The sequence below is a fragment of the Streptomyces sp. CA-243310 genome (assembly GCF_050936775.1).
Classification (GTDB): domain Bacteria; phylum Actinomycetota; class Actinomycetes; order Streptomycetales; family Streptomycetaceae; genus Streptomyces.
Genome location: NZ_JBNJMF010000001.1, coordinates 776762 through 803120 on the forward strand (window position 1 = coordinate 776762; position 26359 = coordinate 803120).

At 73.3% G+C, this 26359-nt stretch carries 27 protein-coding genes; 14 read left to right on the forward strand and 13 right to left on the reverse strand.

The genetic code is table 11. The features are described from left to right. Positions 1-9 precede the first annotated feature (9 nt). Both ACQEVM_RS03670 and ACQEVM_RS03675 read left to right on the forward strand, forming a co-directional pair. Positions 10-1251, forward strand: a complete 1242-nt coding sequence (locus tag ACQEVM_RS03670; RefSeq protein ID WP_433074782.1) for an acyl-CoA dehydrogenase family protein — start codon at positions 10-12, stop codon at positions 1249-1251. Continuing rightward, positions 1248-2315, forward strand: coding sequence for a Zn-dependent alcohol dehydrogenase (locus ACQEVM_RS03675; RefSeq protein ID WP_433074785.1), 1068 nt, complete (start codon positions 1248-1250; stop codon positions 2313-2315). The genes ACQEVM_RS03670 and ACQEVM_RS03675 overlap by 4 nt, the downstream gene beginning before the upstream one ends. Before the next feature lie 100 nt (positions 2316-2415). On the opposite strand, the gene ACQEVM_RS03680 is transcribed toward ACQEVM_RS03675, so the two are convergent. After that, positions 2416-3027: a flavin reductase family protein gene (locus tag ACQEVM_RS03680; RefSeq protein WP_433079792.1), complete on the reverse strand. Its 612-nt coding sequence runs from the start codon at positions 3025-3027 to the stop codon at positions 2416-2418. Positions 3028-3348: 321 nt separating this feature from the next. Here ACQEVM_RS03680 and ACQEVM_RS03685 point away from each other — a divergent pair, with 321 nt between their 5' ends. After that, complete coding sequence (locus tag ACQEVM_RS03685; RefSeq protein WP_433074788.1) at positions 3349-4128, forward strand: VOC family protein; 780 nt, start codon at positions 3349-3351, stop codon at positions 4126-4128. Between the two features lie 53 nt (positions 4129-4181). Here ACQEVM_RS03685 and ACQEVM_RS03690 read toward each other — a convergent pair whose 3' ends face one another. From ACQEVM_RS03690 to ACQEVM_RS03700, 3 genes are all read right to left on the reverse strand, one after another. Then, positions 4182-5000 carry an enoyl-CoA hydratase/isomerase family protein gene (locus tag ACQEVM_RS03690; RefSeq protein WP_433074791.1) on the reverse strand — a complete coding sequence of 273 codons (819 nt, stop codon included), beginning with the start codon at positions 4998-5000 and terminating at the stop codon, positions 4182-4184. A gap of 52 nt (positions 5001-5052) precedes the next feature. Beyond that, positions 5053-7287: an acetate--CoA ligase family protein gene (locus ACQEVM_RS03695; protein WP_433074794.1), complete on the reverse strand. Its 2235-nt coding sequence runs from the start codon at positions 7285-7287 to the stop codon at positions 5053-5055. 285 nt (positions 7288-7572) lie between these two features. Then, positions 7573-8742 (reverse strand): flavin-containing monooxygenase, encoded by a 1170-nt coding sequence (locus tag ACQEVM_RS03700; protein ID WP_433074797.1) that lies wholly within the window; start codon positions 8740-8742, stop codon positions 7573-7575. Between the two features lie 206 nt (positions 8743-8948). Here ACQEVM_RS03700 and ACQEVM_RS03705 point away from each other — a divergent pair, with 206 nt between their 5' ends. Together ACQEVM_RS03705 and ACQEVM_RS03710 are read left to right on the forward strand one after the other, a co-directional pair. Beyond that, positions 8949-9401, forward strand: coding sequence for a DoxX family membrane protein (locus ACQEVM_RS03705; protein ID WP_433074800.1), 453 nt, complete (start codon positions 8949-8951; stop codon positions 9399-9401). Next, entirely contained in the window at positions 9398-9847 is a 450-nt protein-coding gene (locus ACQEVM_RS03710; protein WP_433074803.1) for a Zn-ribbon domain-containing OB-fold protein, read from the forward strand. The genes ACQEVM_RS03705 and ACQEVM_RS03710 overlap by 4 nt, the downstream gene beginning before the upstream one ends. Positions 9848-10074: 227 nt before the next feature. On the opposite strand, the gene ACQEVM_RS03715 is transcribed toward ACQEVM_RS03710, so the two are convergent. Further along, positions 10075-10749 carry a pyridoxine/pyridoxamine 5'-phosphate oxidase gene (locus ACQEVM_RS03715; RefSeq protein ID WP_433074806.1) on the reverse strand — a complete coding sequence of 225 codons (675 nt, stop codon included), beginning with the start codon at positions 10747-10749 and terminating at the stop codon, positions 10075-10077. Positions 10750-10856: 107 nt separating this feature from the next. On the opposite strand from ACQEVM_RS03715, the gene ACQEVM_RS03720 reads away from it, so the two are divergent. Then, a complete protein-coding gene (locus tag ACQEVM_RS03720) occupies positions 10857-11405 on the forward strand; it encodes a hypothetical protein (protein WP_433074809.1) in 549 nt (182 codons plus the stop codon). A 4-nt stretch (positions 11406-11409) separates the two neighbouring features. On the opposite strand, the gene ACQEVM_RS03725 is transcribed toward ACQEVM_RS03720, so the two are convergent. Continuing rightward, positions 11410-12615, reverse strand: a complete 1206-nt coding sequence (locus ACQEVM_RS03725; protein ID WP_433074812.1) for a thiolase C-terminal domain-containing protein — start codon at positions 12613-12615, stop codon at positions 11410-11412. 135 nt (positions 12616-12750) lie between these two features. Between ACQEVM_RS03725 and ACQEVM_RS03730 the strand changes: the two genes are divergently transcribed. The 3 genes from ACQEVM_RS03730 to ACQEVM_RS03740 all read left to right on the forward strand — a co-directional run bounded on the left by ACQEVM_RS03730 (position 12751) and on the right by ACQEVM_RS03740 (position 14832). Next, entirely contained in the window at positions 12751-12993 is a 243-nt protein-coding gene (locus ACQEVM_RS03730) for a hypothetical protein (protein ID WP_433074815.1), read from the forward strand. Between the two features lie 103 nt (positions 12994-13096). After that, positions 13097-14356: an acyl-CoA dehydrogenase family protein gene (locus ACQEVM_RS03735; RefSeq protein ID WP_433074818.1), complete on the forward strand. Its 1260-nt coding sequence runs from the start codon at positions 13097-13099 to the stop codon at positions 14354-14356. Beyond that, the gene (locus ACQEVM_RS03740) at positions 14356-14832 is read left to right on the forward strand and encodes a nitroreductase family deazaflavin-dependent oxidoreductase (RefSeq protein WP_433074821.1); all 477 of its coding nucleotides are present in this window, start codon (positions 14356-14358) and stop codon (positions 14830-14832) included. The genes ACQEVM_RS03735 and ACQEVM_RS03740 overlap by 1 nt, the downstream gene beginning before the upstream one ends. A gap of 195 nt (positions 14833-15027) precedes the next feature. On the opposite strand, the gene ACQEVM_RS03745 is transcribed toward ACQEVM_RS03740, so the two are convergent. Beyond that, complete coding sequence (locus ACQEVM_RS03745) at positions 15028-15675, reverse strand: TetR family transcriptional regulator (protein ID WP_361777155.1); 648 nt, start codon at positions 15673-15675, stop codon at positions 15028-15030. 384 nt (positions 15676-16059) lie between these two features. On the opposite strand from ACQEVM_RS03745, the gene ACQEVM_RS03750 reads away from it, so the two are divergent. The 3 genes from ACQEVM_RS03750 to ACQEVM_RS03760 all read left to right on the forward strand — a co-directional run bounded on the left by ACQEVM_RS03750 (position 16060) and on the right by ACQEVM_RS03760 (position 20060). After that, positions 16060-16872 carry a VOC family protein gene (locus ACQEVM_RS03750; protein WP_433074825.1) on the forward strand — a complete coding sequence of 271 codons (813 nt, stop codon included), beginning with the start codon at positions 16060-16062 and terminating at the stop codon, positions 16870-16872. Between the two features lie 222 nt (positions 16873-17094). Then, positions 17095-19509 carry a PQQ-binding-like beta-propeller repeat protein gene (locus tag ACQEVM_RS03755; RefSeq protein ID WP_433074828.1) on the forward strand — a complete coding sequence of 805 codons (2415 nt, stop codon included), beginning with the start codon at positions 17095-17097 and terminating at the stop codon, positions 19507-19509. Between the two features lie 56 nt (positions 19510-19565). Continuing rightward, entirely contained in the window at positions 19566-20060 is a 495-nt protein-coding gene (locus tag ACQEVM_RS03760) for a peptidylprolyl isomerase (RefSeq protein ID WP_433074831.1), read from the forward strand. Positions 20061-20164: 104 nt separating this feature from the next. On the opposite strand, the gene ACQEVM_RS03765 is transcribed toward ACQEVM_RS03760, so the two are convergent. Continuing rightward, entirely contained in the window at positions 20165-21007 is an 843-nt protein-coding gene (locus tag ACQEVM_RS03765; RefSeq protein ID WP_433074834.1) for an NAD(P)H-binding protein, read from the reverse strand. 101 nt (positions 21008-21108) lie between these two features. Between ACQEVM_RS03765 and ACQEVM_RS03770 the strand changes: the two genes are divergently transcribed. Continuing rightward, positions 21109-21612, forward strand: a complete 504-nt coding sequence (locus tag ACQEVM_RS03770; RefSeq protein WP_433074837.1) for a MarR family winged helix-turn-helix transcriptional regulator — start codon at positions 21109-21111, stop codon at positions 21610-21612. 27 nt (positions 21613-21639) lie between these two features. Here the strand turns inward: ACQEVM_RS03770 and ACQEVM_RS03775 are convergent, their stop codons facing one another. Next, complete coding sequence (locus ACQEVM_RS03775) at positions 21640-22350, reverse strand: hypothetical protein (RefSeq protein WP_433074840.1); 711 nt, start codon at positions 22348-22350, stop codon at positions 21640-21642. A gap of 163 nt (positions 22351-22513) precedes the next feature. Continuing rightward, positions 22514-22957 (reverse strand): SRPBCC family protein, encoded by a 444-nt coding sequence (locus ACQEVM_RS03780; RefSeq protein ID WP_433074843.1) that lies wholly within the window; start codon positions 22955-22957, stop codon positions 22514-22516. 278 nt (positions 22958-23235) lie between these two features. On the opposite strand from ACQEVM_RS03780, the gene ACQEVM_RS03785 reads away from it, so the two are divergent. Continuing rightward, the gene (locus tag ACQEVM_RS03785) at positions 23236-23868 is read left to right on the forward strand and encodes a hypothetical protein (RefSeq protein WP_433074846.1); all 633 of its coding nucleotides are present in this window, start codon (positions 23236-23238) and stop codon (positions 23866-23868) included. Between the two features lie 42 nt (positions 23869-23910). Here the strand turns inward: ACQEVM_RS03785 and ACQEVM_RS03790 are convergent, their stop codons facing one another. From ACQEVM_RS03790 to ACQEVM_RS03800, 3 genes are read right to left on the reverse strand one after another with little or no spacing between them, the layout of a single operon-like run. Continuing rightward, positions 23911-24687 (reverse strand): enoyl-CoA hydratase/isomerase family protein, encoded by a 777-nt coding sequence (locus ACQEVM_RS03790; RefSeq protein WP_433074849.1) that lies wholly within the window; start codon positions 24685-24687, stop codon positions 23911-23913. Then, positions 24684-25202 carry a Zn-ribbon domain-containing OB-fold protein gene (locus tag ACQEVM_RS03795; protein ID WP_433074852.1) on the reverse strand — a complete coding sequence of 173 codons (519 nt, stop codon included), beginning with the start codon at positions 25200-25202 and terminating at the stop codon, positions 24684-24686. Before ACQEVM_RS03795 ends, ACQEVM_RS03790 begins: the two co-directional genes overlap by 4 nt. A 5-nt stretch (positions 25203-25207) precedes the next feature. After that, positions 25208-26359 carry a lipid-transfer protein gene (locus ACQEVM_RS03800; RefSeq protein WP_433074855.1) on the reverse strand — a complete coding sequence of 384 codons (1152 nt, stop codon included), beginning with the start codon at positions 26357-26359 and terminating at the stop codon, positions 25208-25210.

Genomic DNA, 26359 nt, shown 5'->3' on the forward strand with positions numbered 1-26359 from the left:
GGGGGGCCGGTGGACTTCAGCTTCGGGGCCGAGGACGAGGCGCTGCGCGCCCGCGCCAGGTCGTGGCTGGCGGGGCACCTCGTCGGACCGTACGAACGGGCCGTCGGCCTCGGCGGACCCGGCAGCGAGCACGAGGAGGTCGCGGCGCGGCGCGCCTGGGAACGGGAGTTGGGCGCCGGCGGCTGGATCGGGCAGGGCTGGGAGGTCCCCGACGGGGCCTACGGGCAGCGGCGGCTCTCCCTGACCGGGCAGGTGGTGTGGGCGGAGGAGTACGCGGCGCTGCGCGCGCCCGGTCGGGTCGGCCACATCGGGGAGAACCTCCTCGCCCCCACCCTGATCGCCCACGGGAGCCCGGAACAGCGCGAACGCTTCCTGCCCGGGATCGCGCGGGGCGAGGAGCTGTGGTGCCAGGGGTACAGCGAACCGGGCGCCGGGTCCGACCTCGCCGGCATCCGCACGAAGGCGGTCCGGGACCCGGGCGTCCCGGGAGGCCCGTACCGGGTCACCGGGCAGAAGATCTGGACCTCCCTGGCGCAGGACGCGGACTGGTGCTTCGTCCTCGCCCGGACGGAGGCCGGATCGCGGCGGCACGCGGGGCTGTCGTTCCTCCTCGCGCGCATGGACCAGCCGGGCCGCGTCGAGGTCCGGCCGATCCGGCAGATGTCGGGGACGGCGGAGTTCAACGAGGTGTTCTTCGACGGAGCCCTCGCCGCCGAGGTCGTCGGCGGCGAGGGCAACGGCTGGTCGGTGGCCATGGGACTGCTCGCCCTGGAACGCGGGGTGTCCACCCTGGTCCAGCAGATCGGCTTCGCGGCGGAGCTGGAACGGGTGCTGGCGGCGTACACGGCCTCGGCCGGCGCCGATCGCGGCGCCGGAGGCGGGGTCGCGGGCGCGGGGGACCCCGTGCTGCGGGACCGTCTCGTACGGCAGTGGGCCGAGCTGCGCACGATGCGGTGGAACGCGCTGCGGACCCTGGGCGCGGCCGGTGACGCGGGCGCGCCGAGCGTGGCCAAGCTGCTGTGGGGCGGCTGGCACAAGCGGCTCGGGGAACTCGCGGTCGCGGTCCGGGGCGCGGCGGCCTCCGCCGGGCCCGCGGACTGGTCGCCCGGCCTGCCGTACGAACTCGGACTCGACGAGGAACAGCGCCTGTTCCTGTTCACCCGTGCCGACACGATCTACGGCGGCTCGGACGAGATCCAGCGGAACATCATCGCCGAGCGCGTGCTCGGCCTGCCGAAGGAGCCCAGGTGAGAGGCGTCGTGTTCGACGGCAAGCAGGCCCAGGTGGTCGAGGATCTGGAGATCCGCGACCCGGGGCCGGGAGAGGTGCTCGTCGCGACAGCGGCGGCCGGGCTGTGCCACAGCGACCTGTCGGTGATCGACGGGACGATCCCCTTCCCGTCGCCGGTGGTGCTGGGGCACGAGGGGGCGGGCGTGGTGGAGGCCGTCGGCGTCGGGGTCACGCACGTGGTGCCCGGCGATCACGTCTCCCTGTCCACCCTCGCGAACTGCGGGGCGTGCGCGGACTGCGACCGGGGCCGGCCGACGATGTGCCGCAAGGCGATCGGGATGCCGGCGCAACCGTTCTCGCGGGGCGGGAAACCGCTGTTCCAGTTCGCCTCCAACTCGGCCTTCGCGGAACGCACGATCGTCAAGGCCGTCCAGGCGGTGAAGATCCCCGCGGACATCCCGCTGACCTCGGCGGCGCTCATCGGGTGCGGGGTCCTGACGGGCGTCGGGGCGGTGTTGAACCGGGCGAGGGTCGACCGGGGCGAGTCGGTCGTCGTCATCGGCACCGGTGGCATCGGGCTCAACGTGCTCCAGGGCGCGCGGATCGCGGGCGCGACCACCATCGTCGCGGTGGACGCCAACCCGGCGAAGGAGGCGGTGGCCCGGCAGTTCGGCGCCACCCACTTCATCGATGCCTCGGCGGTCGGGGACTCCTCGGCGGCGGTGCGGGAGATCCTGCCCACGGGGGCGGACCACGCCTTCGAGTGCGTGGGCAACGTGAAGCTGATCCGCCAGGCCGTCGACCTCCTGGACCGGCACGGGCAGGCGATCCTGTTGGGCGTGCCGGGCTTCAAGGAGGAGGCGTCGTTCCTCGTGTCGTCCATGTACCTGGACAAGACGATCATGGGCTGCCGGTACGGATCCTCGCGTCCCCAGCGCGACATCGCCCTCTACGCCGAGCTGTACCGGCAGGGGAGGCTGCTGCTGGACGAACTCGTCACCGAGGTCTACCCGATCGAGGACTTCGCCAAGGCCGCCGACGACGCCCACCACGGCCGGGTGGCACGCGGGGTCCTCACCTTCTGAGCCGCCTGCTCCGGGTCGTCTTCCGAGCCGCCTTCCGCGGCGGACGGCGAAGGGCCCGGCCGGCGGGGAATCCGCCGGCCGGGCCCTTCGGGGTGGTGCGTCAGTGCGTGAAGCGGCCGAAGCGGCCCTTGTGGAAGAGCAGGGGATCGCCCTCGCCGTCCGCGCCCATGGCCTCGACGCGACCGACGACGATGAGGTGGTCCCCACCGGTGTGGACGGCGTGGATCCGGCAGTCGATCCAGGCGGGCACGTCGTCGAGCCGCGGCGATCCGGTGACCGGGCTCGGGCGGTGCGGTACGCCGGCGAACTTGTCGGCGCCGCTCACGGCGAACGAGCGGCACAGGCCGCCCTGTTCGGCCCCCAGGATGTTGACGCAGAACACCCCGGCGCGGGCGATGCGCGGCCAGGTGGTCGACGTACGGGCCACCATGAACGTGACCAGGGGCGGGTCGAGGGAGAGCGATGCGAAGGACTGGCAGGCGAAGCCCGCCGGCCCGCCCTCGTCCGCGCCGGGCGGGGCGGTGATGACCGTGACCCCGCTGGCGAAGTTCGACAGCACGGCCCGGAACTCGACGGGGCTGACGGGCGCGCGCTCGTCCTCGCCGACGGCCCGCAGGTCGGGGCGCGGCAGCGTGTTGACGGGTTCCGGCTCCGCCGCGGCGGAGGTGGGGGAGCCCACTGACCTGAGGTATCGGACGACGGTGGCCGCCATCCCTGCGTGTCCCATCACAGGAACGATTGAAGCTGACGGAGCGTCAGATAGGAAGGGTCGGGCGGGATCGGGCGGATCCGGCCCCTGGATGAGGCGATGGCGATGGCGGGGGCGAGGGCGAGGGCGGGGGCGGGGGGCGATGGCAGGGCGGCGGCGGGGCCGCGGCGGGGCTGTGTGGGGCGGCGATGGGGCCGCGGTGGGGCGAGATGCCCCCGTACGGGTGAAACCGGCGCCTCGCCCGGACTCGACGCCCGACTGCCCCGCGCGGGCTCGGCATCGTGGCACCCGTCCCGCCGGCCCCGTCCACCCAGGAGGAACCTCATGCTCGGCACCGATTTCCGTACCGGCTCGCCCAACTGGCTCGACCTCGGCAGCCCCGACATCGCCCGCGACGCGGCCTTCTACGGCGCACTCTTCGGCTGGGAGTTCGTCTCGGCCGGCCCCGACACCGGCGGCTACGGGTTCTTCCGGCTGGACGGCAAGACCGTCGCCGCCATCGGCGCGCTCACCGAGGAGGGGGCGAAGGCGGCCTGGATGGTGCACTTCGACACCCGTGACATCCAGGCCACCGTCCAGGCGATCAAGGACGGCGGCGGCACGATCCGCATGGAGCCCACCGACGTCATGGGGCAGGGGTGGCTGGCGCAGGCCACCGACCCGCAGGGCGCGGAGTTCGCCCTGTGGCAGCCAGGCCGGACCGCGGGCTTCGAGCTGGGCTCCGCCCCGCACAGCCTCATCTGGGTGGAACTGCACGTACCGGACCCGGCCCGGGACATCGCCTTCTACAACGGCGTGTTCGGCTGGCGGCACGCGGAGATGCAGGCGACGCCCGAGATGACGTACCGCGTGCTCAGCATCGCCGACGGGGACCAGCAGGACGGTTCCTTCGGCGGTGTCGCCCCCTCGCAGGGCGGCGGGCCGACGGGCTGGGTGCCGTACTTCCACGCGCCGGACGTCGACGGCACCGTCGCCAAGGCCACCGAGAACGGCGGCACCGTGCTGATGCCGCCGGCCGACGTGCCGAGCGTCGGCCGGATCGCCTTCCTCACCGACCCGGCGGGCGCCATGTTCGCCCTGCTGAAGCCCGACCCGCAGATGTAGTCCCCGACCGGGGCCGCCGGCCGTGAGTCCCGGCCGCGGTCGTGGGCCGGTCCTCAGCGACCGAGGTACTTCGGGGTGCGGCGCTCCACGAAGCTCGCCACGCCCTCGTTCGCGTCGGCGGTGGTCATGTTGATCTCCTGAGCGGTGGCCTCGGCGGCCAAGGCGGTCGCCCGGTCACCGTCCAGCGAGGCGTTGACCAGCTGCTTCGTCATGGCGATGGCCCGGGTCGGGCCCTGTGCGAGACGTTCCGCCCACTCCCGGGCCGTCGCCTCCAGGGCCTCGGCCGGGACCACCTTGTTGACCAGGCCCAGACGTTCGGCCTCGGCGGCGGGCACGGCGTCGCCGAAGAACATCAACTCCTTGGCCTTCTGCGGGCCGAGCAGCCTCGGCAGCAGGTACGCGCCCCCGCCGTCCGGGACCAGCCCGCGGCGGACGAACACCTCGATGAACCGGGCCGGTTCCGCCGCGATCACCAGATCGCAGGCGAGCGCCAGATGGGCGCCGATTCCGGCGGCCGTGCCGTTCACCGCGGCGATCACCGGCTTCTCGCAGTCGAGGACCGCCGTGATCAGGCGCTGCGCCCCCGACCGGATCATGCGGGCCACGTCCCCCGCGACCCGCTCGCCGGCGGCGGGCCCCCCGCGCAGATCGGCGCCGGCGCAGAACCCCCTGCCGGTCGCGGTGACGACCACGGCCCGGACGGCGGGATCGCACGAGGCGCGGTCGAGCAGCGCGATGACGCGTTCGCGCTGCTCCATGGTGACGGCGTTCAGGGCCTCGGGACGGTTCAGGGTGATCCAGGAAACGCCGTTCTCGGTGCGGTGCAGCACGAGGGAGTCGATGTCCGGTGCGGTCGTGTCCGGTGCGGTCATGGGGTACGGGCTCCAGTCGGTCCGGGCTCGGGAGGGCGGGGTACCAGGCCGGTCAGCGGCAGATGGCCAGCGCGTCGAGCGCCACCGCGCCCTGGCCGCGCGGGAGGACCATCAGCGGGTTGACGTCCAGCTCCGAGAGCACGTCGCCCAGCTCCAGCGCCATCCGCTGGACCCGCAGGACGACCTCCACCAGCGCGTCCACGTCCGCCGGCGGAGCGCCCCGTACGCCTTCCAGCAGCGGATGGCCGCGCAGTTCCGTCAGCATCGCCCGCGCCTGGTCCTCGCCGAACGGCGGCACCCGTACCGCCGTGTCGCGCAGCACCTCCACCAGGACCCCGCCGAGGCCCACCGTCACGGTCGGCCCGAAGAGGTCGTCCCGGGTGACGCCGACGACCATCTCCACGCCGCGCTCCACCATCTGGCAGACGAGGATCCCGTCCAGCGGGACGTTCTCGTAGCGCGCGATGTCCGTCAGCTCCCGGTACGCGTCGCGGATCTGGCTCGCGGACGTCAGGCCGATCTTCACCAGCCCCAGCTCCGTCTTGTGGCCGAGCTGGGGGCCCGAGGCCTTCATCACCACCGGGTAGCCCACCAGTCCGGCCGCGCGGACGGCCGCCGCCGCGCTGGTCACCAACTGCTCGCGGGGAACCCGTATCCCGTACGCCCGCAGCAGTTGCTTCGCCGCGTGCTCGCTGAGCTGCTGCCCCGGCCGCATCAGGGCCTGCGCCTTGCGGTACGAGGGCGAGAGCGTGCGCGGCGCCTCGTCGAAGGGGGAGCGGTAGGAGGCGGTGAACCGGTGGTGGCCGAGGTACGCCCGCACCGCGGTGATGCAGTTGCCGAAGGTGCGGAACGTGGCGACGCGGGAGGAGCCGAGCAGGGTCGTGCGGTACGCCTCCTCGGTGCCGACGGGGGAACCCCAGATCACGCAGATCAACTTGTCGCTCTGCTCGGCCGCGTCCACCAGGTCCTGCGCCAGCCTGTCGCTCATGGGCGGGAAGGGGCCGGTGATCGGGCAGATCAGCACGCCCACGGACGGGTCCGCCAGAATCGAATCGATGATCTTGCGACCGCGCCAGTCGCCGACGGGGTGACCGCCGTTGTCCACGGGGTTCGCGACGTTCAGGTACTCCGGGATCCACTGGTGCAGTTCGTCCTGCCTGGCCTGCGGCAGGGTCGGCAGGCTCAGGCCCGCCTCGGTGGCCAGGTCGGAGAAGTGGGCGCCGGTGCCGCCGGAGATCGAGTACACGACCACGCCGTCCGCCAGCGGCTTGCGGGCCCGCGCCAGCAGGGCGGCGGTGTCCTGGAGCTCGTCCAGGCCGTCCACCCGGATCACCCCGAACTGGCGCATGGCCGCGTCCACGACGGTGTCCGCGCCGGTCAGCTTCCCGGTGTGGGAGGCGGCCATCCGGGCGCCGGTCTCGGTGCGGCCGACCTTGACGGCGACGACCGGCACCCCGTTGCGGGCGGCCCGGTCGGCGGCCAGCAGGAAGGACCGGCCGTCCTTCAGCCCCTCGACGTAACAGGCGATGGCGCCGACCTCGGGCCGCTCCGCGAAGTAGGAGATGAAGTCGGAGGTCTCCAGGTCGGCCTCGTTGCCCGTCGGCGCCCAGTGGGACAGCCGGATGCCCAGCTCCTGGAGCGTGTACACGGGACGGCCCTGGTGGCCGGACTGGGTGATCAGGGCGATGGCCGGGCCGTCGAGGTCGTCGCGGAAGGCCTCGAAGGCGTTGAGGTTGGTGTTCGGGCCGAGCAGGCGCAGGCCCGAGCGTTCGACGGCGGCCGAGAGCCGGGCCTGGGCGGCGGCCCCGGCGTCTCCCGTCTCCGCGAAACCGGAGGCGAAGGCCACGGCGAACTTGACCTTGGCCTCGGCCAGTTCCTCGATGACGGGCAGTGGGTCGCCGACGAGCAGGACCGCCAGGTCCACCTGCTCGGGCAGGTCGGCCACCGAGGCGTGGCACGGCAGCCCGAAGACGCTGGCGCGGGTCGGGTGCACGGGGTGGATCCGGGCGCCGACCCGCTGCGCCCAGGCGAGGAGCTGCCGCGTGATGCCGGTGTTCGGCCGGCCCTCGGCGTCGGAGGCGCCGATGACGGCCACCGACTCGGGCCGGAAGAACCGGTCCAGGTCGGGGACCTCGGCGTGCAGGGGGCGACCGCTGACGTCCAGTGCGACCGTGTCCTCGGCGGACGGCGCCGCCGTGGAGTGGACGGCCGTCCTGGGGGTCTCCCCGCAGGCCTCGACGCGTGCGCGGAAGTCGGTGGTGAGGGTGCCGTGAGTAGATCCAAGCATCGTTCCGCCCGCTCCTGCTCGATGAACTCCATGAACCGAACTCATGAACGCACAACGCGAATGCACGACGTGAATGCGCTAACTGACGCGTAGTCAGATTACTGAACTGACGCGCCGTCAGGAACAGGCCTGCGCAGGAAAGGTGGTGGAGGTGATGTGGTGAACGGTGGCAGATCCCCCCACCGCCGGTCCAGGCGGGATTCGGCCGAGGCCGACCGGGGGCTGTGACCGGGGCTTCGGTGGAGCTTCGGTCGGGGGTGGTGCGGGGGCGGTGCGGGGTCGGTCTCAGGGGTGGGCGCGGTCCTTCCGGGCCACCGCCCTGGCGATCTTCCGGGCGTCCAGTGCCAGCTCGCGGAACATGCCGCTGATGGGGTTGGTGAAACCGGTGAAGTACAGATCGGGCGCGTGCGCGGGGGTACGGCCGCCGTGCACGCGCGGCCGTCCCCGGCCGTCCAGCACGTCGAGGTGACCGACCAGCCCTTCCAGGGCCCGCCGGTAACCGGTCGCCGCGATCACGGCGTCCGGGCTGATCCGCGTACCGTCCGCCAGTACCACCTCGTCGCCGTCGAGGGCGTCCACGGCTGCGACCGGCTCGACCCGGCCGGACCGGACGGCGTCGATCAGCCCGACGTCCTGGATCGGGATCGCCCCCTGCCTGACCCTGCTGTACAGGCCGGTGGCGGGGCGGGGCAGCCCGTACGCCGACAGGTCCGGGACGGAAGCCCTCGCCACCAGCGCGGACAGCCGGTCCACCAGCCACGCGGGCAGCCGGCGCACCAGGATCCCCGTGCGTTGGGCCGGCCAGCCGCAGGTGGAACGGCGCACGATGTGCGGGGCGGTGCGCACGGCCAGCCGCACCCGGGCGGCGCCGCCCTCGGCGAGGTCCACGGCTATCTCGGCGCCGGTGTTGCCGACGCCGACGACCAGTACGTCCCGGTCCGCGTACGGGGCGGCGGCCCGGTAGTCGGCGGCGTGCAGCAGCTCCCTGCCGTACGCCTCCCGGCCCGGCCACTCGGGCAGCCGGGGGGTGTGGTTGAACCCGGTCGCCACGATCACGGCACCGGCCGCCAACTCCCGGCCGCCGCTGGCGTGCAGGGTCCAGCCGGAATCGTCCGCGGCCCGCTCGATCCGTGTCACCTCGACCCCGGTGACCAGCTCCAGCTCGTGGAACTCGGCGTACTTCTCCAGGTAGCGCACCACGTTGTCGCGCGCGACCCAGCGACCGAAACGACGCGGTACGGCGAGGCCGGGCAGCGCGGAGAGCCGTCGCGTCGTGTGCAGGTGGAGCCGGTCGTAGTGGCGGCGCCAGGAGGAGCCGACGGCGTCGGACTTCTCGACCACCACGGCGCGGATCCCGCGCGTGCGCAGGGCGGCGGCGACGGCGAGGCCGCCGGGACCGGCGCCGATCACGTACGTCGGGCGGGGCTGGGTGGTCATGTCGGGAGCTTCGGGCATGAGGAGTGATCGTATCGACACACAGAGTTGGTGGGTCTCGGACGAGGAGGGAATCGATTGCGGATCGATCACGGGGGCGGTGGGGGCGTGGGTGTGGAGGGGCGGGCGCGAGGGTCGGGCGGGTTCGGTGCGCGGGGCCTTGCGGGATCGGTGCGGATCCGCTCAACTGACGTACCGTCAGATCGCGAGAGGGGTGGAGGACGCCGATGCAGACCATCTGGCTCAGCGGGGCCGAATGGACAGCCGTGCTCCGGATAGGCCTCGGCCTGTGGTGGCTGGAGAGCTGGCGGCACAAGGACAAGAAGGGCTGGTTCGAACGCGGCACCGGCATCGCCTGGGCCGCCGACGTCGCCGGCAAGCACCGGTGGGGCTTCGTGAAGGGCGGCTTCGACACCGTCGTCCGGCCGAGGCCGAAACTCATGGCGTACGTCGTCGTGTACGCCGAACTCGCTCTCGGACTCGGCCTGGTGCTCGGCCTCCTGACGCCCGTGGCGCTGGTCGGCGGGCTGCTGCTGAACCTGCTCTACCTCGTGCTGATGATCCACGACTGGGCCGAACAGGGACAGAACGCCATGATGGCGTTGATCTCGGTCGTCGCACTGTTCGCGATGGGCTGGCAGGTCTGGTCGCTCGACGCGGCGATGGGACTCTTCCCGTGAACACCGTCCGGTACGACCTGCCCGAGGTCGACGACTTCACCCGCCCGTACTGGGACGCGGCGGCGGAAGGCCGACTCCTCCTCCGCCGCTGCGCGGACTGCGGGCGCGCCCACCACTACCCGCGCGAGTTCTGCCCGTACTGCTGGGCGGGCGAGGAGCGCGTGACGTGGGAACGGGCCGGGGGACGGGCCGTGCTCTACACCTGGTCGGTCATCCACCGCAACGACCTGCCGCCGTTCGGGGAGCGGGTGCCGTACGTGGCGGCGGTGGTGGACCTGGAGGAGGGGCCGCGGCTGATGACGGAGCTGGTGCCGCCCGGGGGCGGGTCCTCCGAGGCCGTGCTCGGCGGGGTCGGGTTGCGGGTCGGGATGCCGTTGGAGGTGGCGTTCCGGGAGGCGGCGGAGGGGGTGTGGGTGCCGGTGTTCGGGGTGGTTGCCGAGGCGTAGCCCTGGCCGTTGCCCTGGCCGGGCGGGGGGCGGTCGCGGTGTGCCCCGGCCAATCCGGCCCCCGCTGGACGGTCGGGCCGTCCCGGCCTCGCCGGCGTTCGAGGCGCGGGGTGCGGGGCGTGGCCCGAGGGCCCGGCGGAGCCGGGGCGCTTCGCGCGACGGTGGTCGGCTGACGCACCGGCCCCGCCGGTGTTCGGGGCGGAGTCCCGTGGGCCCGGACGGGCCCGTCAGGGCCAGAGGAGGGTTCGGGTCCAGGGGCCGGTGGGAGTGCGGTGGTAGCGGAGGCGGGTGTGGCGGCGGGCCGCGTCGCCCTGGAAGAACTCGGCTTCCGTCGCGTCGAGCACGTACCGCGTCCACGTCGGCGCCACCGCGTCCGGCTCGGCTCCCGCGCGCTCCCACGCCGCCGCCGAGGCCTCGGCCAGGTCCGCGAGGGACGGCAGGACCTCGCTCTGGTGTCCGGTCAGCGCGGCGGCGAGTGCGCCGCGCGACCTGACCGCGAGGTCCGCCCGGCTTTCCTCGGGTCCGCACGCCGTGACCCGGCCGCGGAGGCGGATCTGCCGGCCGACCGCGGGCCAGTAGAAGCCGAGGGCGGCTTCGGGTCGGGCCGCGAGTTGTCGCCCCTTCTCGCTGGTGGCGTGCGAGGCGAAGTGCCAGCCGCGCCCGTCGGCGTCGTGCAGCATCAACGTGCGCACGTCGGGGCGGCCCTCGGCGTCCACCGTGGCCAGGGTCATCGTGTGCGGTTCGAGCTGTCCGGCCTTGGCGGCGTCGACGAGCCACTCCCGGAAGAGGGGGAGCGGGTCGGTCGGCGCCGTGTCCGGGTCGAAGGTGGGCAGCCGGGTGTCCCACACGCGCAGGGAGTGGAGGGTGGCGTGGAAGTCGGCGTCGCTCGTCTCACTGGTCATGGCGCCATCGAACACCATCGCACCAATGGGGGGATTGTCCTCACGCGGGCGAACTGCCGTTCATATGATGCGTCTGTTTCGGACGGCAACCGGTGGGGGTTTTGGACATGCGCGGAATCAAGGGCAGGGGCGTCAGACGGGCGCTGGTGGCGGTGCTGGTGGCCGGGGTGGCCGTGGCGTGTGGGCCGGCCGAGGCGGGTGGGCCGGCCGGTTCGCGGTCGGTGATGCCGTCCGCGGCGCCGGCGGCGCCGACCTCCGCGCCGCCGAAGGCCTCGCCGACCGCGGCCTCGTCGCTGTCGGTGGTGGTGACCCCGACGCCCACCCGGGTGGTCCCGCCGAAGGCGACCCCGGCCGCCGCCGGGACGCCCGACGCGAAGGCGCCGACCGGGTCCGCGGCCGAGGTGGCGACGAAGGCCCCGGCCAAGGCGCCGACGAGGGTTCCGAGCAAGGCTCCGACGAAAGCCCCGACCAAAGCCCCGACGAAGGCGCCGCCGGAGCCCGCGCCGGCGGACTGCGAGATCGTCTCCAACGCGGGGAACTGCTACAACGCCGGTCAGTTCTGCCGCAAGGTCGACGTGGGGCGGTCCACCCACGCGGGCAACGGCCGGCTCATCCACTGCCGGCAGGACGGCAAACAGCCGCGCTGGCAGTACTGAGGTCTCAGCCCCGGCCGAGGACGACCGTCCCCGAGGAACAGAACCAGCCGCCCGTGCCCGAGGCGAGGGCCACCTCGGGGAGTCGGCCGCCCGCCTTGGTGACCTGGCCGGCGCCGGCCTCGCCGCGGAGTTGACGTACGGCCTCGACCAGCAGGAAGAGGCCGCGCATGCCGGGGTGGCAGGCCGACAGTCCGCCGCCGTCGGTGTTGACGGGGAGTTCCCCGTCGCGCAGCAGTCGTCCCTTCTCGACGAACGCGCCGCCCTCGCCCTTCGCGCAGAAGCCGAGGTCCTCCAGGGTCACGAGGGTCATGTACGTGAAGGCGTCGTAGATCTCGGCGAGGTCGACGTCCGCCGGGGTCAGTCCGGCGCGCTCGAAGGCCTGGCGGCCGGAGACGGCGGCGGGGGAGACGGTGAAGTCCTCCCATTCCGACATGGTGGTGTGGGAGACGGAGGTGCCGGTGCCCAGGATCCAGACCGGGGCCTTCGCGGTGTCCGGTACGAGGTCCTCCGCGACCAGCAGGACCGCGCAGCCGCCGTCGGAGCGGATGCAGCAGTGCAGTTTGGTGAACGGGTCCGCGATCATGTCGGAGGAGAGGACCTCGTCCACGGTGAGCGGGGTGCGGAACATCGCGTCCGGGTTGGTGGCGGCGTTCGCCCGGGCCTGTACGGCCACCGACGCGAGCTGTTCCAGGGTCGTGCCGTACTCGTGCATGTGGCGGCGGGCGGCCATCGCGTACTTGGCGACCAGCGTGTGTCCGTACGGGACCTCGAACTGGAGGGGGCCGCGTGCGCCGAAGGAGAGGTTCGCGGTGCGCCTGCGGGCCTTGATGTCGGCGCGGGCGGTGGATCCGTAGACCAGCAGGACGGCCCGGGCGTGGCCGGCGGCGATGGCGTCGGCCGCGTGGGCGGCCATCACCTCCCAGGTCGAGCCGCCGACCGAGGTGGAGTCGACCCAGGTGGGGCGTAGTCCCAGGTACTCGGCCACCTCGATCGGGGCCAGGGTGCCGAGGCCGGCGGAGGCGAAGCCGTCGATGAGGGACCGGTCGAGTCCGGAGTCGGCGAGGGCCCGGCGGGCGGCCTGCGCGTGCAGGGCGTAGGGGGTGGGGCCGTCCACCCGACCGCAGTCCGAGAGGGCGACGCCGGCGACCGCGACCCGGTGGCGCGGCGTGGGGGCGGTGGGGGTTCGGGGCGGTCCAGACAGTCCAGGCATGGGGCGACGGTATATCTGACGATGCGTCAGACGCTAGTGCGCGCAATGGGGTTGGCTCGGTTGTTCTCTTTCGTCGCGACCGTTCGCACCGGAAGTCCGACGCGCGCGCCGTGGCCCGGCTCGTACGGTCACCCCATGACCTCCTCGCCTTCCGCCGACCGCCCGCTCAAGGGGGTGGTGGCCCTGCTCGGCGGCGTCCTGCTCGTCGGCGGCGTCAGCTCCCTGCTGCACGAGTGGTTCGGCTTCGTCCGCTTCCTGGGGTTCCTGAGGTTCCTCGTACCCGACGGCCACGAGATCCTCGGCGGCGCCGTCATGGCCTGCCTGGGCTGCGCACTCCTCGCGGTCGCCGAACTCGTTGGCCGGCGGGGCCGCCGCTGACCGCTCCGTCGCGGGTCGTCGAACCCCCCTCGCCCGCCCCCTGTGCATCTGGCTCCCGCCGCCCTAACATGACGGCCCGTCAGATACGGGGAGGAGCCCGACGATGGATGCCGCCTTCACCGCGGAGCAGCACGAGATGCGCCGCACCCTGCGCGAAATCCTGGGCAAACGCTGCGGCCCGGACGAGGTCAGGGCCGCCGTCCGCACCACCGCCGGACACGACCGTGAACTGTGGCGACAGCTCGCCCGGCAACTCGGCCTGCCGGGCATCGCCATCACCGAGGAGTACGGCGGCGTCGGGTGCGCCCCGGCCGACCTCGCCCTCGCCTGCGAGGAGACCGGCCGGGTCCTGCTGCCCTCGCCGCTGCTCGCCACCGCCGTACTCGCCGCGCCGCTGATCACCGCCCTCGGCACGGAGGCCCAGCGCGCCGCACTGCTGCCCCCGCTCGCCGCCGGCGGGCTGACCGCCGCGCTCGCCGTACCCGGACCCGCGCTGGCCACGGCCCTCGCGCTGACCGGCGACAACGTGCCCGGGGAGTGGGCCGGCGGCGGACGCGCCGGCGGGGTGCAGGCCACGGCGGGGGAGGACGGCTGGCGGCTCTACGGGGAGGTCCCCCAGGTGTTGGACGGCCACAGCGCCGGGCTGCTCCTGGTCGCCGCGCACACCGGCGGCTTCGCCCGCAGCCGGACCCTGCTGTTCCTCGTACGGGAGGACGCGCCCGGACTCGTACGCGCCCGGCAGTCCACCCTCGACGAGACCAGGGCCCAGGGCCGGATCCAACTGCGACACGTACCCGCCGAATTGCTCGGGGACGGGCAGGGGGACGTACCGGCGGCCCTCGCCGCCACCGGCCGCACCGCGGCCGGTGTGCTGGCCGCCGAGGCGGTGGGCGCGGCGGATCAGGCGCTGGCCCGCACCGTGGACCACGTACGGCAGCGCGAACAGTTCGGTCGCGCCATCGGGTCCTTCCAGGCGGTCAAACACCGCCTCGCGGACCTCTACGTACAGGTGCAGGCGGCCCGCTCCGCCGCCTACTACGCCGCCTGGGACCCCGAGCAGGGCGGCCTCGCCCTCGCGCAGGCGCTGGAGGCGCTGCGGATCACCTCGGGCGAGGCGATCCAACTGCACGGCGGCATCGGATTCACCTGGGAACACGACGCGCACCTCTACTTCAAGCGGGCCGCGGCCGACGAGCTGCTCTTCGGCCCGGTGCACCGGCTGCGGGCGCACGCCGCCCGGCGGGCGGGCCTGTTCGGCCCGTCCGTGCCTGCGAACACGCCCGTGCCTGCGAACACGTCCCCGACCGCGAGCACGTCCACGTCCGCAACCACGACCACGACCACGGAGAGGATGGCCGTCTGATGGCTCCCGTCGGCGTCAGGCTGATGCAGAAGGTCTCCTCGACCATGCTGTTCGCCAAGATCGCACCACACGTCATCCCGGCAGTGGACAAGGCCGTGCACAGGCTGACCCGTGGCAAGGTCATCCTGAGCGCGCAGATGCTGCCCGGCGTGATCCTCACCGCCAAGGGAGCCAAGTCCGGCCTGCCGCGCACCACGCCGCTCGCCTGCATGCCGGAGGACGACGGCGCGAGCTGGCTGCTGATCGGCTCCAACTTCGGCCGCCCCGGACACCCTGCCTGGACCGGGAACCTGCTCAAACACCCGGACGCGGACGTGAGCTGGCGCGGTCGGGACATCGCCGTACGGGCCCGGCTGTTGCAGGGCGAGGAACGTGCGGCGGCGTGGCAGGCGGCGCTGAGGTTCTGGCCGCCGTACGCGGCGTACCAGGCGCGCATCGAGCGCGAGATCCGGCTGTTCCGCCTGGAGCGTCGCTGATCGCGGCGGAGATCCGGGTGAAGCCCGGCGGGAAGCCGGTGGAGCGCCGGCGCGAAGCCGGGGGTCCGGCGGGAGCCGGTGGTGCACCGACGGGGTCGGGGGTGGGGTGCCGGCGGGGCCGGCGGGGTGGTGGGGGCTGCGGGAGCGGGCCCGGGCGGCGGACCAGGACCCCTGGCGGGGGCCCGGGGTCCGCCGCTACTTGGTCGGCTTCTTGCCGGTGATGCCGAGGTGGACGAGCAGCGCCAGGTTCGGCTTCAGCTCGGCCTGCTTGACGCCCCAGGTCTGGAAGCCCTTCTGGTGCGAGGCGACCGCGGCCAGCATCGCGACCAGCGAACCGGCCATCGCCGCCGGGCTGAGGTCCTTGTCGACCTTGCCCTTGGCCTGGAGTTCCTTCATCGACTCCGTGAGGGAGTTGGTGACGGAGTTCAGGATCTTCATGCGGATCTTGTAGAACCGCTTGTCGCCCTCGGCCGCGCCGAGGTCGACGACCCGGAGGATCGCGTCGTTGCGTCGCCAGAACTCCAGGAACCCCTCGACGAGTTCCTCGGCCGCCGCCCAGCCGGCCTTGCCGACCCAGTTGCGACCTTCGACGAGCGCCGTCAACTGCGCGCCCTCCGTGGCCATTTGTTCGGCGATCTCCAGGACGGCGCCCTCGACGTCCGGGAAGTACTGGTAGAAGGTCGCGGGGGAGGTCCCGGCCTTGCGGGCGACGTCGATCACCTTGACGTCGCGGTACGGCGAGGAGCTGAGCATCTCGCCGAGGCAGTCGAGCAGCTTCTGCCGCGTCGCCTGGCCGCGCCGGCCGGCGACACGCCCGTCGACGGTGCGTACTTGTCCTGTCATGCCGTCAGCTTACCGAGGGGTGATCGGGGCGCTATTCGGCCGCCTGCAAATGGGGTTACGGGGCCGCCGGCCTGCACGGGAGCGGCTGCGGGTCGGCTCGCCGACCGGGCCCGCGGGGCGGGTCCGGCGTCCCGCGGGCGAAGGTTCGCGCCGGCGGTTTCCGGCCGGCGCGCGGCACCGCCGCCACTGCCGTGCCACGTCGCCGCTCGCGCCCCGCCCACGCCCCCGTTCGGGGCCCGCCCCGGTCCGTGTTCGGGACCCGGTGCGTATCGTGACGTATCCCCCGAATAGTCTTGTCAACAGGCTGTGGACAAGTTTTCGGACACATCATGGCTGGGAGGTACGGAGGGTACACACCCCCGCACAACGGAAGGAACCGGGCTGATGGCCGCATTCGCGGAAGGCTCCCCCTGCTGGGTGGACGCCTCGCTTCCGGACGTCGAGGCGGGCAAGCGCTTCTACGGTGAGCTCTTCGGATGGTCCTTCGGCGACAGTGCGGGCGCCCGGTACGGCCACTACACGCAGGCCTACGCCCGGGGCCACAACGTGGCCGCCCTCGCCCCCAAGCCCGACGGCCGCATGCCCACCGTCTGGGGCGTCTACCTGTACACCTCCGACGCCTACGCCTGCGCCGCCCGCATCCGGGCCGCCGGCGGCCAGATGGTGATGGACCCCCAGCCCGTCGGCCCGTACGGCACCGCCGCCATGGCGGCCGACCCCGGCGGAGCCGTCTTCGGGCTGTGGCAGCCCGGCACCCACCACGGCTTCGAGGCGCAGCAACAGCCCTACAGCTACTGCTGGTCGGAGGTCTACACCCGGGCCCGCGACGCCGTCGACGTCTTCTACGGCAAGGTCTTCGGCTACGTCGCCGAGGACCAGGACGACCCCGAGACCGGCATCGAGTACCGCGTCTGGTCCCCGCCCGGCAACCGGGCCGGATCCGACACCGCCGTGCTGGGTCGCAGCCTGATCACCGACGCCTTCCCGGAGATCATGCCCGCGCACTTCCTCGTCTACTTCGCCGTCCCGGACTGCGACCAGACCGTCGCCACCGTGCAGCGTCTCGGTGGCCGCGTCACCGCCGACCCGTTCGACACGCCGTACGGTCGGATCGCCGTCGTCGCGGACAATCAGGGGGCCGTCTTCGGCCTGCTCTCGGAGCCCCGGACCAAAGCCGCTCCCGAAAGCCACCCCTGACCCGGGGCCGGACCAGGCGCGGGCCTGACAGAATCGGGCTTGCGCGACGTCCGGCACTGCCGGGGTGAGACGCTGCACGGGTGCGGTGGGGCGAACCCCCGCACGCGGGACCCGCATGTGGGACCCGCACGGCAGGCCCTGCGCGGAATCGACCGCCGTGCCGTTGTGCGTGCTGGTGGAAGCGGGTCCGGCGTGGGCCCGTACGGGGAGGTGTGGAGGCGAGTGGTGGAGCAGCTGACGCAGCACGACCCGAGACGGATCGGCCCCTTCGAGGTGCTGGGACGGCTCGGCGCCGGCGGCATGGGGCTGGTCTATCTCGCGCGGTCGGCGTCCGGACGTCGGGTCGCGATCAAGACGGTGCGGACCGAACTCGCCGAGGACCAGTTGTTCCGGGTGCGCTTCACCCGCGAGGTGGAGGCGGCGCGCGCCGTCTCCGGTTTCTACACCGCCGCCGTCGTCGACGCCGACCCGCGGGCGGCGGTGCCCTGGCTGGCCACCGCGTACGTTCCGGCGCCCTCGCTGGAGGAGATCGTCAACGAGTGCGGGCCCATGCCCGCCCAGGCCGTGCGGTGGCTCGCGGCCGGCATCGCCGAGGCCCTGCAGTCCATCCACGGCGCCGGACTGGTCCACCGCGACCTGAAGCCGTCCAACGTGCTCGTCGTCGAGGACGGCCCGCGCGTCATCGACTTCGGCATCGCCAGCGGGGTCTCCAACACCCGCCTGACCATGACGAACGTCGCCGTGGGCACCCCCGCCTACATGTCGCCCGAGCAGGCCAAGGACTCCCGCAGCGTCAAGGGCGCCAGCGACGTGTTCTCGCTCGGCTCCACGCTGGTCTTCGCCGCGACCGGTCACCCGCCCTACCACGGCGCGAACCCCGTCGAGACGGTGTTCATGCTGCTGCGCGAGGGCCCCAACCTCGAAGGACTCCCCGACGAGCTGCGGCCCCTCATCGAGTCCTGCATGCAGATGGAGGCCGGTCGGCGCCCCAGCCCCGCCGACCTCCAGGCGCAACTGGCCCCGCACCTCTTCGACGGCGACGACGACAGCGGTACCGCCTCGGCGTGGCTGCCGGGGCGCGCCGTCGCGATGATCGAGGCCCGTCGCGCGGGCCTGCGCACGGCGGCCGTCCCGTCCGGTCGGCCCGCGCCCCGCCCCGCCTCCGGGGACGGACAGGGACCGGCCTCCGGGCCCTCCACGCACCGCCGTCGGCGCGGCGCGGACCCCTGGGCGGACCCGCGGACCGGCCAGGCCGCCCCGCCTCGCCCGCACCACCCGCCGCAGCCGGGCCTGGTGCCCTCCGGCGATCCCGTGCGGCTCGGCGCCTCGCCGGTGCCGATCGGGCCCGGGCCCCGTGCCACGGCCGCCGCGTCCTCCGCGATGGTGGCCGACACGGCGACCGGCTGGATCCGGCCGCCCGGCGGGGGCACGGCCTCGGCGGTGGAGGCCGTGCCGGCCGTGACCGGCGCGCCCGCCGTCCCGAGCCCCGGCCCGTCCCCGGACAGCGGACGCTGGCGCCCGTGGCGCTTTCGCATGTCCAACGAGGTCTGGGGCACCCCGACCGTCGCGGGCGATCTGCTGTACGTCACCTCCTTCGAGGTGCACGCCCTGGACGTCGGCAGTGGTCGCCGGCAGTTCAAGACCCGCGACGTCGCCTGGTCGATGGCCGTCGCCGACGGCCGTATCCATGCCTCCGACGGGCCCTCCCTGTACGCGCTGGACTCCTCCGACGGCTCCGAGCGGTGGCGGCTGGCCACCGACGCCTGGGTGTACGCGCTGCGCGCCGACCGGAGCACCGTCATCACCGCCACCCGCGGTGGCGGCGTCCAGGGCTGGGAGGCCTCCAACGGTCAGAAGCTGTGGGAGCTGGCCGGCGCGCAGAGCGACTTCGAGACGCCCGAGGCGGCTCCCGTCCTGCACGAGGGCACCGTCTACGTGTGGCAGGACGCCCGGCTGCGCGCCCTGGACGCCCGCAGCGGCCTGGAGGCCTGGTCGTATCCCGTCGGAGACGCCGCCGCGTGCGGCAACGTCCCCGTACGCGTCACGCCGGCCCCCGACGGGAACGTGTACGTCGCCGCCGGCACCCGCGTGCTGTCCGTGGACCGGGCCTCGGGCCGGGTCCGCTGGCACTTCGAGGCCCCGGCGGTGTTCCTGGCGGCCCCGGCCTTCGCGCCGGGCGCGGCCGTGACCGGCGGTGGGGTCTACCTCGTCGACTACCTGGGCACCGTGTACGCCCTCGACGCGGTCACCGGCAAGGACCGCTGGCGCATCGCCACCGAGCCCCGGCAGTCGGCGGACCCGGTGGTCGTGGCCAACGGCAACGTCCACCTGGGCGCGGGCAGCGCCCTGTACACGCTCGACGCGGTCACCGGCACCCCGAAGTGGCGGTTCGCGGCGGGCGGCGAGATCACCGGCCTGCCGGCGGTCGCGGACGGTCGGGTGCACTTCGGCTCGGCGGACCACTGCCTCTACACCCTCGACGCGGCGGGCGGTCAGCTCCGCTGGAAGCTGGCGACGGGCGGGGAGATCACCGGGGCCCCGGTGGCGGAAGCGGGGGTGGTCTACGCGTGCAGCAAGGACCGCTGCGTGTACGCCCTGGACGCGGCGAAGGGCACGGGTACCCGTACCGGCACGTGACGGCGCCGCGGCCCCGCCGATTCGCGTACCGCACCGGGAGTGACAGGATGGACCCCATGAGCAACGTTTACTTCGACATCAACATCAACGGCGAGGCCGCCGGCCGCATCGTCTTCAACCTCTTCGACGAGGTCGTTCCGAAGACGGCGCAGAACTTCCGCGAGCTGGCCACGGGCCAGCACGGCTTCGGCTACGCGGGTTCGCCGTTCCACCGCGTCATCCCCCAGTTCATGCTGCAGGGTGGTGACTTCACCAACCAGAACGGCACGGGCGGCAAGAGCATCTACGGCGAGAAGTTCGCCGACGAGAACTTCGACCTGAAGCACGACCGCCCGTTCCTGCTGTCGATGGCGAACGCCGGCCGCAACACCAACGGCTCGCAGTTCTTCATCACCACCGTCGTCACCCCGTGGCTCGACGGCAAGCACGTCGTCTTCGGCGAGGTCGTCGAGGGTTCGGACCTGGTCCAGAAGATCGAGTCCCTCGGTTCCCAGTCGGGCGCCACCCGCTCCAAGATCGAGATCGCCGCCTCGGGCGTCGTCGAGAAGTGATCTGACCCACCCGCGTTCGCGCCGGACGGCCCCGCCCCCCTCGGGGGACCGGGGCCGCCGCCATGTTCGGGTCCCTGTCGCTCCCGCCGGTCGGGCGCGGGCGGTCAGTGGCCGGCGAAGGCGGCGGCGTTCTCGCGGGCCCACCGGGCGAAGGAGCGGGCGGGGGTGCCGAGCAGGGTCTCGGTGGTGTCGGCGAGGGCGACCGGGGTGACGGTGGCGGCGGCCCACAGGTCGAGCAGGGAGCCGACCACGGGGGCCGGCATGTATCGGCCCATCTCCCGCTCGGCCTCCGCGCGGGTGATCTCCTCCACGGCGATGTCCCGGCCGAGGACGTCGGAGAGGACGGCGAGCTGCTCGCGGAACGTCAGCGACCGGGGTCCGGTCAGGGTGATCGCGCGGCCGGCGAGGTCGTCGCCGGTGAGGGCGCGGACCGCGATGTCGGCGATGTCGTCGGGGTGGATGGGGGCGAGGGCGGCGTCGGGGTGGGCCAGCCGGACGGGCTGCCGACGGCCGATGGGGTACGCCCAGCCCAGCGCGTTGCCGGCGAAGGCGTCCGGGCGCAGCAGCGTCACGGTGAACGGGGCGTCCGCCAGGGCGCGTTCGACCCGAAGGCTGTGCGAGGCGAGCGGATCGGTGTCGGCGCCGGGTGCGAGGACCGAGGCGGAGGACAGCAGGACGACGTGCTCCACCCCGGCGGACCCGGCCGCCTCGACCAGGTGGTGGATGCCGTCGGGCTCGGGGTAGAGGAACACGCGGCGGATGCCGGCGAGTGCGGCGGCGAACGTCTCGGGGCGGTTCAGGGCCAGCTCGACGGTGTCGACGCCGGCCGGGGCGACCAGGTCGGCGGGTTTGGCACTGGCGGCGCGGACGGCAGTCCCGGCCGCGTGAAGGCGGCCGACGACCGCCCGTCCGATCCTGCCGCGGGCTCCGGTGACGAGGACGGTCATGAGAGGTCTCCATTCGTGATTGCGTACATATGCATGCTTGCATGCACGTAATTTCACGTCAACATATATATGCTCGATTGCATGAATGTACGATGCCACACATGACGACGAACGAGCCGAACGAGCCGAAGACGGCCGACGAGCTGCTGGACGCCGTGGGCCCGGCCTTCTCCAAACTGCGCCGAACCTCACTGCTGGAGGTCGAGAACCCCATCTCGGCGAAGGACCTCAGCCGCACGCTGGTGCTCAACCACGTCATGGAGGCCACCCGGGACCCCGAGCAGGAGATCACCGTCGGAGGGGTCGCCGAACTCCTCTCGGTGGACCCCTCGGTCGCGAGCCGGATGGTCACCGACAACATCAAGGCGGGCTACCTGGTCCGCGGCGCCTCCCAACAGGACGGCCGCCGCAGCGTGCTCCACCTCAGCCCGGCCGGGCACGAGCTCATGGCACGTTTCCGCCGCCATCAGCGCTCGGCCTTCGAGTACATCACCGCCGACTGGACCGGAGGCGAACGCCTGGACTTCGCCCGCCTCATGCTCAAGTACGTCGACTCACTGGACGACCTGCGCCAACGCGGCCCGGCCGCCGACGCACCGCACTGAACCGACCCGCCGCGCCGAGCCGACGGGCTACGGCCGGTCCCGCGTCGGGGGCGGCCGGTGCCACGGCTCGGTCGCCGGGTCGGTCGGGCCCGAGGGCGGCGGGTACGCGGTGTCCGGGCCCGGGGGATACGACCCCTGGGGCCGGTCGGGGGCCGGCGGGTACGAGGCGTTCGGGGGGTGCGACCCGCCCTGCGGGTACGGGTCGCCCTGCGGGTGGGAGGCGGGCGGGGGGTACGGGTCGCCCTGCGGATACGCGGGGTTCGGCGGGTACGGCGGGTTCGGGGCGTCCGTGGCGGGGAGGTCCCGCGGCCGGCGGCGCGCGGGGCGGCCGCGCATCACGAACGCCGCGAGGATGAGCAGCGCGCCGCCCCCGAAGGCGTTGGCGACCCCGTCACCGAGGCCCCCGCCGTCACCGCCGACCGAGAGGCTTCCCGCGGCCTGCCCCTGGCGGACCATCCACAGCACGGCGAAGCCGATGACGACCACCCCCGCGAGGGCCATCAGGAGCCGTGAGCGCAGCAGGATCGCGGTGAGGGTGAGGAGCGCGGCGAGGACGAAGGGCATCACGAACGAGGCGAGCAACGCGCCCTTGGCGTCGGTCACCCCGGCCGACGAGAAGAGGTCCGCGAGGCGGTAGTCGCGCCCGTGCCGACCCTCGTACCAGACGCGGAAGGGGCTCCGGACGGCGACCGCCGCCCCGATCAGGCCCAGCAGGGAGCCGAGTACGTTGCGGATCAATGCCCGGCCCTCCGAGATAGCGGTCCTGATCGAGCGGTCGTGATCGAGCGGTCCTGAACCCGACGCTACGCCCCCGTCCGCCGACCCCGCACGCCGGACGGGGCGGGCGGGGGCGGGGCGGGAGAGTCGGGCGCCGGCGGGGCGTCCGACGGGCGCCGGCGGCTCAGGGGGTGGTGGGCGCGGATTCGACGCGGGCGCGCAGGGCCTCGTTCATCGCCGTGAAGTCCCGGGCGTTCCTCGTCAGGAGCCTGCCGAGGAAGGGGGCCAGCAGCCCGCGGACGCGTTCGCCGTGCTCCAGCCGGGTGGTGTGCCCCGGACCCTCGGCCAGGTGGAAGAAGTGCTCGGTGTCGAGGAGGCCGGGGACGAGCCTCCTGCGGACCCAGCGCAGTTCGGCGCCGGGCCGGGCCGCCACGACCCTCGGCCGCAGGGTGATCGGGTCGCCGGCCTCCGGGTACGTCCGCAGGGTGAGTCGCTCGCCCGGGACCGGCTCGCCGTACGCCTCGCGGATGTACGGGTTCCACGTGCAGTGGCGGGGCAGGTCGGACAGCGTCGCCCAGACCGCTTCGGGTGTCGCGTCGATGGTGATGGTGGTGGAGATGGTGCGCACTGGTGCCGTACTCCTCGTGGTGGTCGGTGTGCACCGAAGGGACGCGGGGGTGTGCGGTTCCGCCACCGGGTTCGGTGGTCGGGATGGAACCACGGATTCCGGCCGCCGTGGCCGGCGGTCCCGGGATCTTCGCCGCCGGCGAAGAGAGCGGAATGAAATCTTCCGGCCATGGCCGGACGTATGCCGATACGTCCGGCCGCCGCGGCGTCCCGGCCCCGTTCGCCGCCCCGCGCGGCTGGTAGCGTGGCGCGCCGTTGCCCAGGGGGAGGGGTCAGGTCATGGTGGCTGGACGTCGCGTCAGGTTCATCGCCGTTCTCGTCGGGGTGGTGTTCGCGCTCACCGGCTTCTCCTCGCACGGCGGGTCGAGCGGCAAGAGCAAGAGCGGCGGAGGAGGCTGTTCCAGCTCCAAGAGCAGCTCCAAGAAGAAGTCCTACAGCGGCGGCAACGGCAGCGGGAACGGCAGCGGCAGCAACGGCAACGGCAGCAACGGCAGCGGGAACCCGACGGCGTCGCCCACCCCGACCGCCGGCGCCGCCGGCGCCCGCGCCGAACTCGTCACCTGCGCCGCTCCGGGCCGGCCCGAGGCCACGCTCAGGGTCACTTCCGAGTCGGGCGTCGAGGGCACCTTCTCGGTGTCCGTGGTCTTCGAGGGTGCGAACGGGCGGGTCGACTCCGGCTCCGCCGAGGTGCGGTTGAAGGCCGGCGAAAGCCGCGCCGTGGACGTGCCGATGACGTTCCCGGACCGTGTCGCCGACGTCCTGCGGTGCGTGGTCGGGCGGGTCGAAACCGTTTCGTCCTCGACGGCCCGCCCGTCGTCGACCCCGACCGGCGGCTCCGGTGGCGTGTCGAGGCCCAAGTCCACGAGCAAGCCCAAGTCCACGACCAAACCGAAGTCCAGGACCACTCGCTGAGCCTCGGCCACCACGCCCGGCCGGCGCCCCGCCGCCCCGCGGTCAGCGCACCCGCGGTTGCGGTGCCGATCGCCGGTCGGTGAACAGGGCCGCCTGGCGCTCCGGTGGCAGGTTGCCCAGGGTGATCAGCGCCGGCGCCTGGTCGAGGGCCTGGTGCAGCGCGGCCCGTTTCGCCGACCAGAGCGCGCGCACGGTGCCCTGTACGGCCTCGGTCGGATGGCCGGCCAGGATCTCGGCCGACCGCAGTGCCGCCGGCAGCAGCTCCTCGGGGGCGGTCACTTCCGACACGAGGCCGATCTCGTACGCCCGCCGCGCGGAGAGCCGTTCGGCCGTGCCCATCAGCGACATCCGGGCGACCTCGCCGAAGGGCATGCGCTGGGCCATGTACACGGCCTCGTAGGCGCTGACCATCCCGTAACTGGTGTGCGGGTCGAAGTACGTCGCCGTCGAGGAGGAGACGATGAACTCCGACTCGCCCAGCAGGTAGAACGCCCCGCCGCACGCCATGCCGTTGACGGCGGCGACCACCGGCTTCCACAGGTCGGCCGCCTTCGGGCCGATGGCGATCAGCGGATCGTCCATCGCGTACGGGGACGCGGGCTGCGGCACCTCCACGGACCGGTCGACACCGGTACAGAAGGCCGCGCCGCCCGCGCCCGTGAGCACCACCGCCCGCACGTCCTCGTCGAAGCGGAACTCCCGCCATGTGGAGGCCAGTTCGGCGGCCGTGGCCAGGTCGACGGCATTGTGCCGGTGCTCCCGGTCCAGGGTGACGACCGCGACCCCGGTCGTCTTGTCCCGCTCCACCCGCACGGTCACGACTTCTCCAGCACCCAGCGCGGCACGGCGATCCCGCCGGTCTCGGTGAACACGACCTGGACGCGCGCCCCGATCCGCAGCCGCGCCGGGTCCACCGAGTCCAAGGGGGCGTCGGCCGAGGTCACGAGGTTGCCGGCCAGTCGGATCCGCGGGGCGTCGGCGAGCTCGACGAGGATCACGTTGTACGGGGCCTGCGCGGCGTAGGCGGGCAGCAGGGGCGGGTGCGGCCGGACCCAGGACCAGATGCGGCCCCGGCCGTTCGTCAGCTTCCACTCGGAGGCGAAGGACCGGCAGTGCGGGCAGCACGGGCGCGGCGGGAAGCGGAGCCTGCCGCAGTCGGAGCAGGCCTGGACGCGCAGTTCGCCCCGGGCGGCGTACTCCCAGAAGGGGGCGCCGTCCTCGTCCGGGACGGGGAGGAGGAGCGCGTCGGTACCGGGAACGGCCGCGTCCGTGGCCGAGGCGGAGGTGGGCGTCGCGGGCGGGGGTGTCGCGGAGGGGGTCACTGCGGCGGTCACGGGGATCAGCTCCTCAGCAGGATCGCGGACGTCGGGACACCCTCGCCCGCCGTCACCAGGCAGGTCGCGGCGTCCGGCACCTGGGCGGTGGAGACGCCGCGCAGTTGCTTGACGCCTTCGTTGATCAGGTTGAAGCCGTGGACGTAGGCCTCGCTCAGTCCGCCGCCCCCGGTGTTGATCGGGAGCCGGCCGCCCATCTCCAGCGCCCCGCCCTCGGTGAACGCGGCGCCCTCGCCGCGCCCGCAGAAGCCGTAGCCCTCCAGGGAGAGCGGGATCAGCGGGGTGAAGGCGTCGTAGATCTGGGCGACGTGCACGTCCTCGGGGCCGAAGTCGGCCTGCTTCCAAAGGTGTCGGGCGGCCGTCCACGCGGGTCCGGACAGCGGGTCGTCGTTCCAGTAGTTGACCATCCCGTGGTGCTGGGCGGGCAGGCCCTGGGCGACGGAGTGCACGTAGACGGGTCTCTGGCGGCAATCGCGGGCCCGTTCGGCGGAGACGATCACGCAGGCGAGCGCCCCGTCGGTCTCCAGGCAGTTGTCGAAGAGGCAGAGCGGATCGCTGATCGTGCGGGAGGTCATGTACATCTCGCGGGTCAGCGGGCGCTCGTACATCATGGCGGCGGGGTTCTCGTTGGCCCGGTTGCGGCAGGCCATGGCGACGTTGAAGAGGTGGTCGCGGGTGGCCCCGTACTCGTGCATGTAGCGCCGGGCCAGCATGGCTATCTCGTCGACCGGGCGCAGCAGCCCGAAGGGGCGGGTCCACTGGCCGGGCGTGGGCAGTTGCACGGCGGTGTTCTTCCACGGGCGCGGGCCGGATCCGCGTTTGCGCGAGCGCCAGGCGACGCCGACGGAGGCCTGGCCGGTGGCCACGGCCGCGGCGAGGTGGCCGACCGTGGCGCAGGAACCGCCGCCGCCGTAGCCGACCTTGGAGAAGAAGGTGACGTCGCCGGCGCCGATGGCCTTGGCCACCTCCACCTCGTCGGTCTCCTCCATCGTGTAAGAGGCGAACGCGTCCACTTCGCCGGGGTCGATGCCCGCGTCCGCGAGCGCCGCGAGGATGGCCCGGCAGGCCAGTTCCTTCTCGGAGCCCGGCAGTCGTTTGGCAAAGGGCGTCTGGCCGATGCCGACTATTGCCGTAGCGTCCTTGAGCGTTGCCGCCAT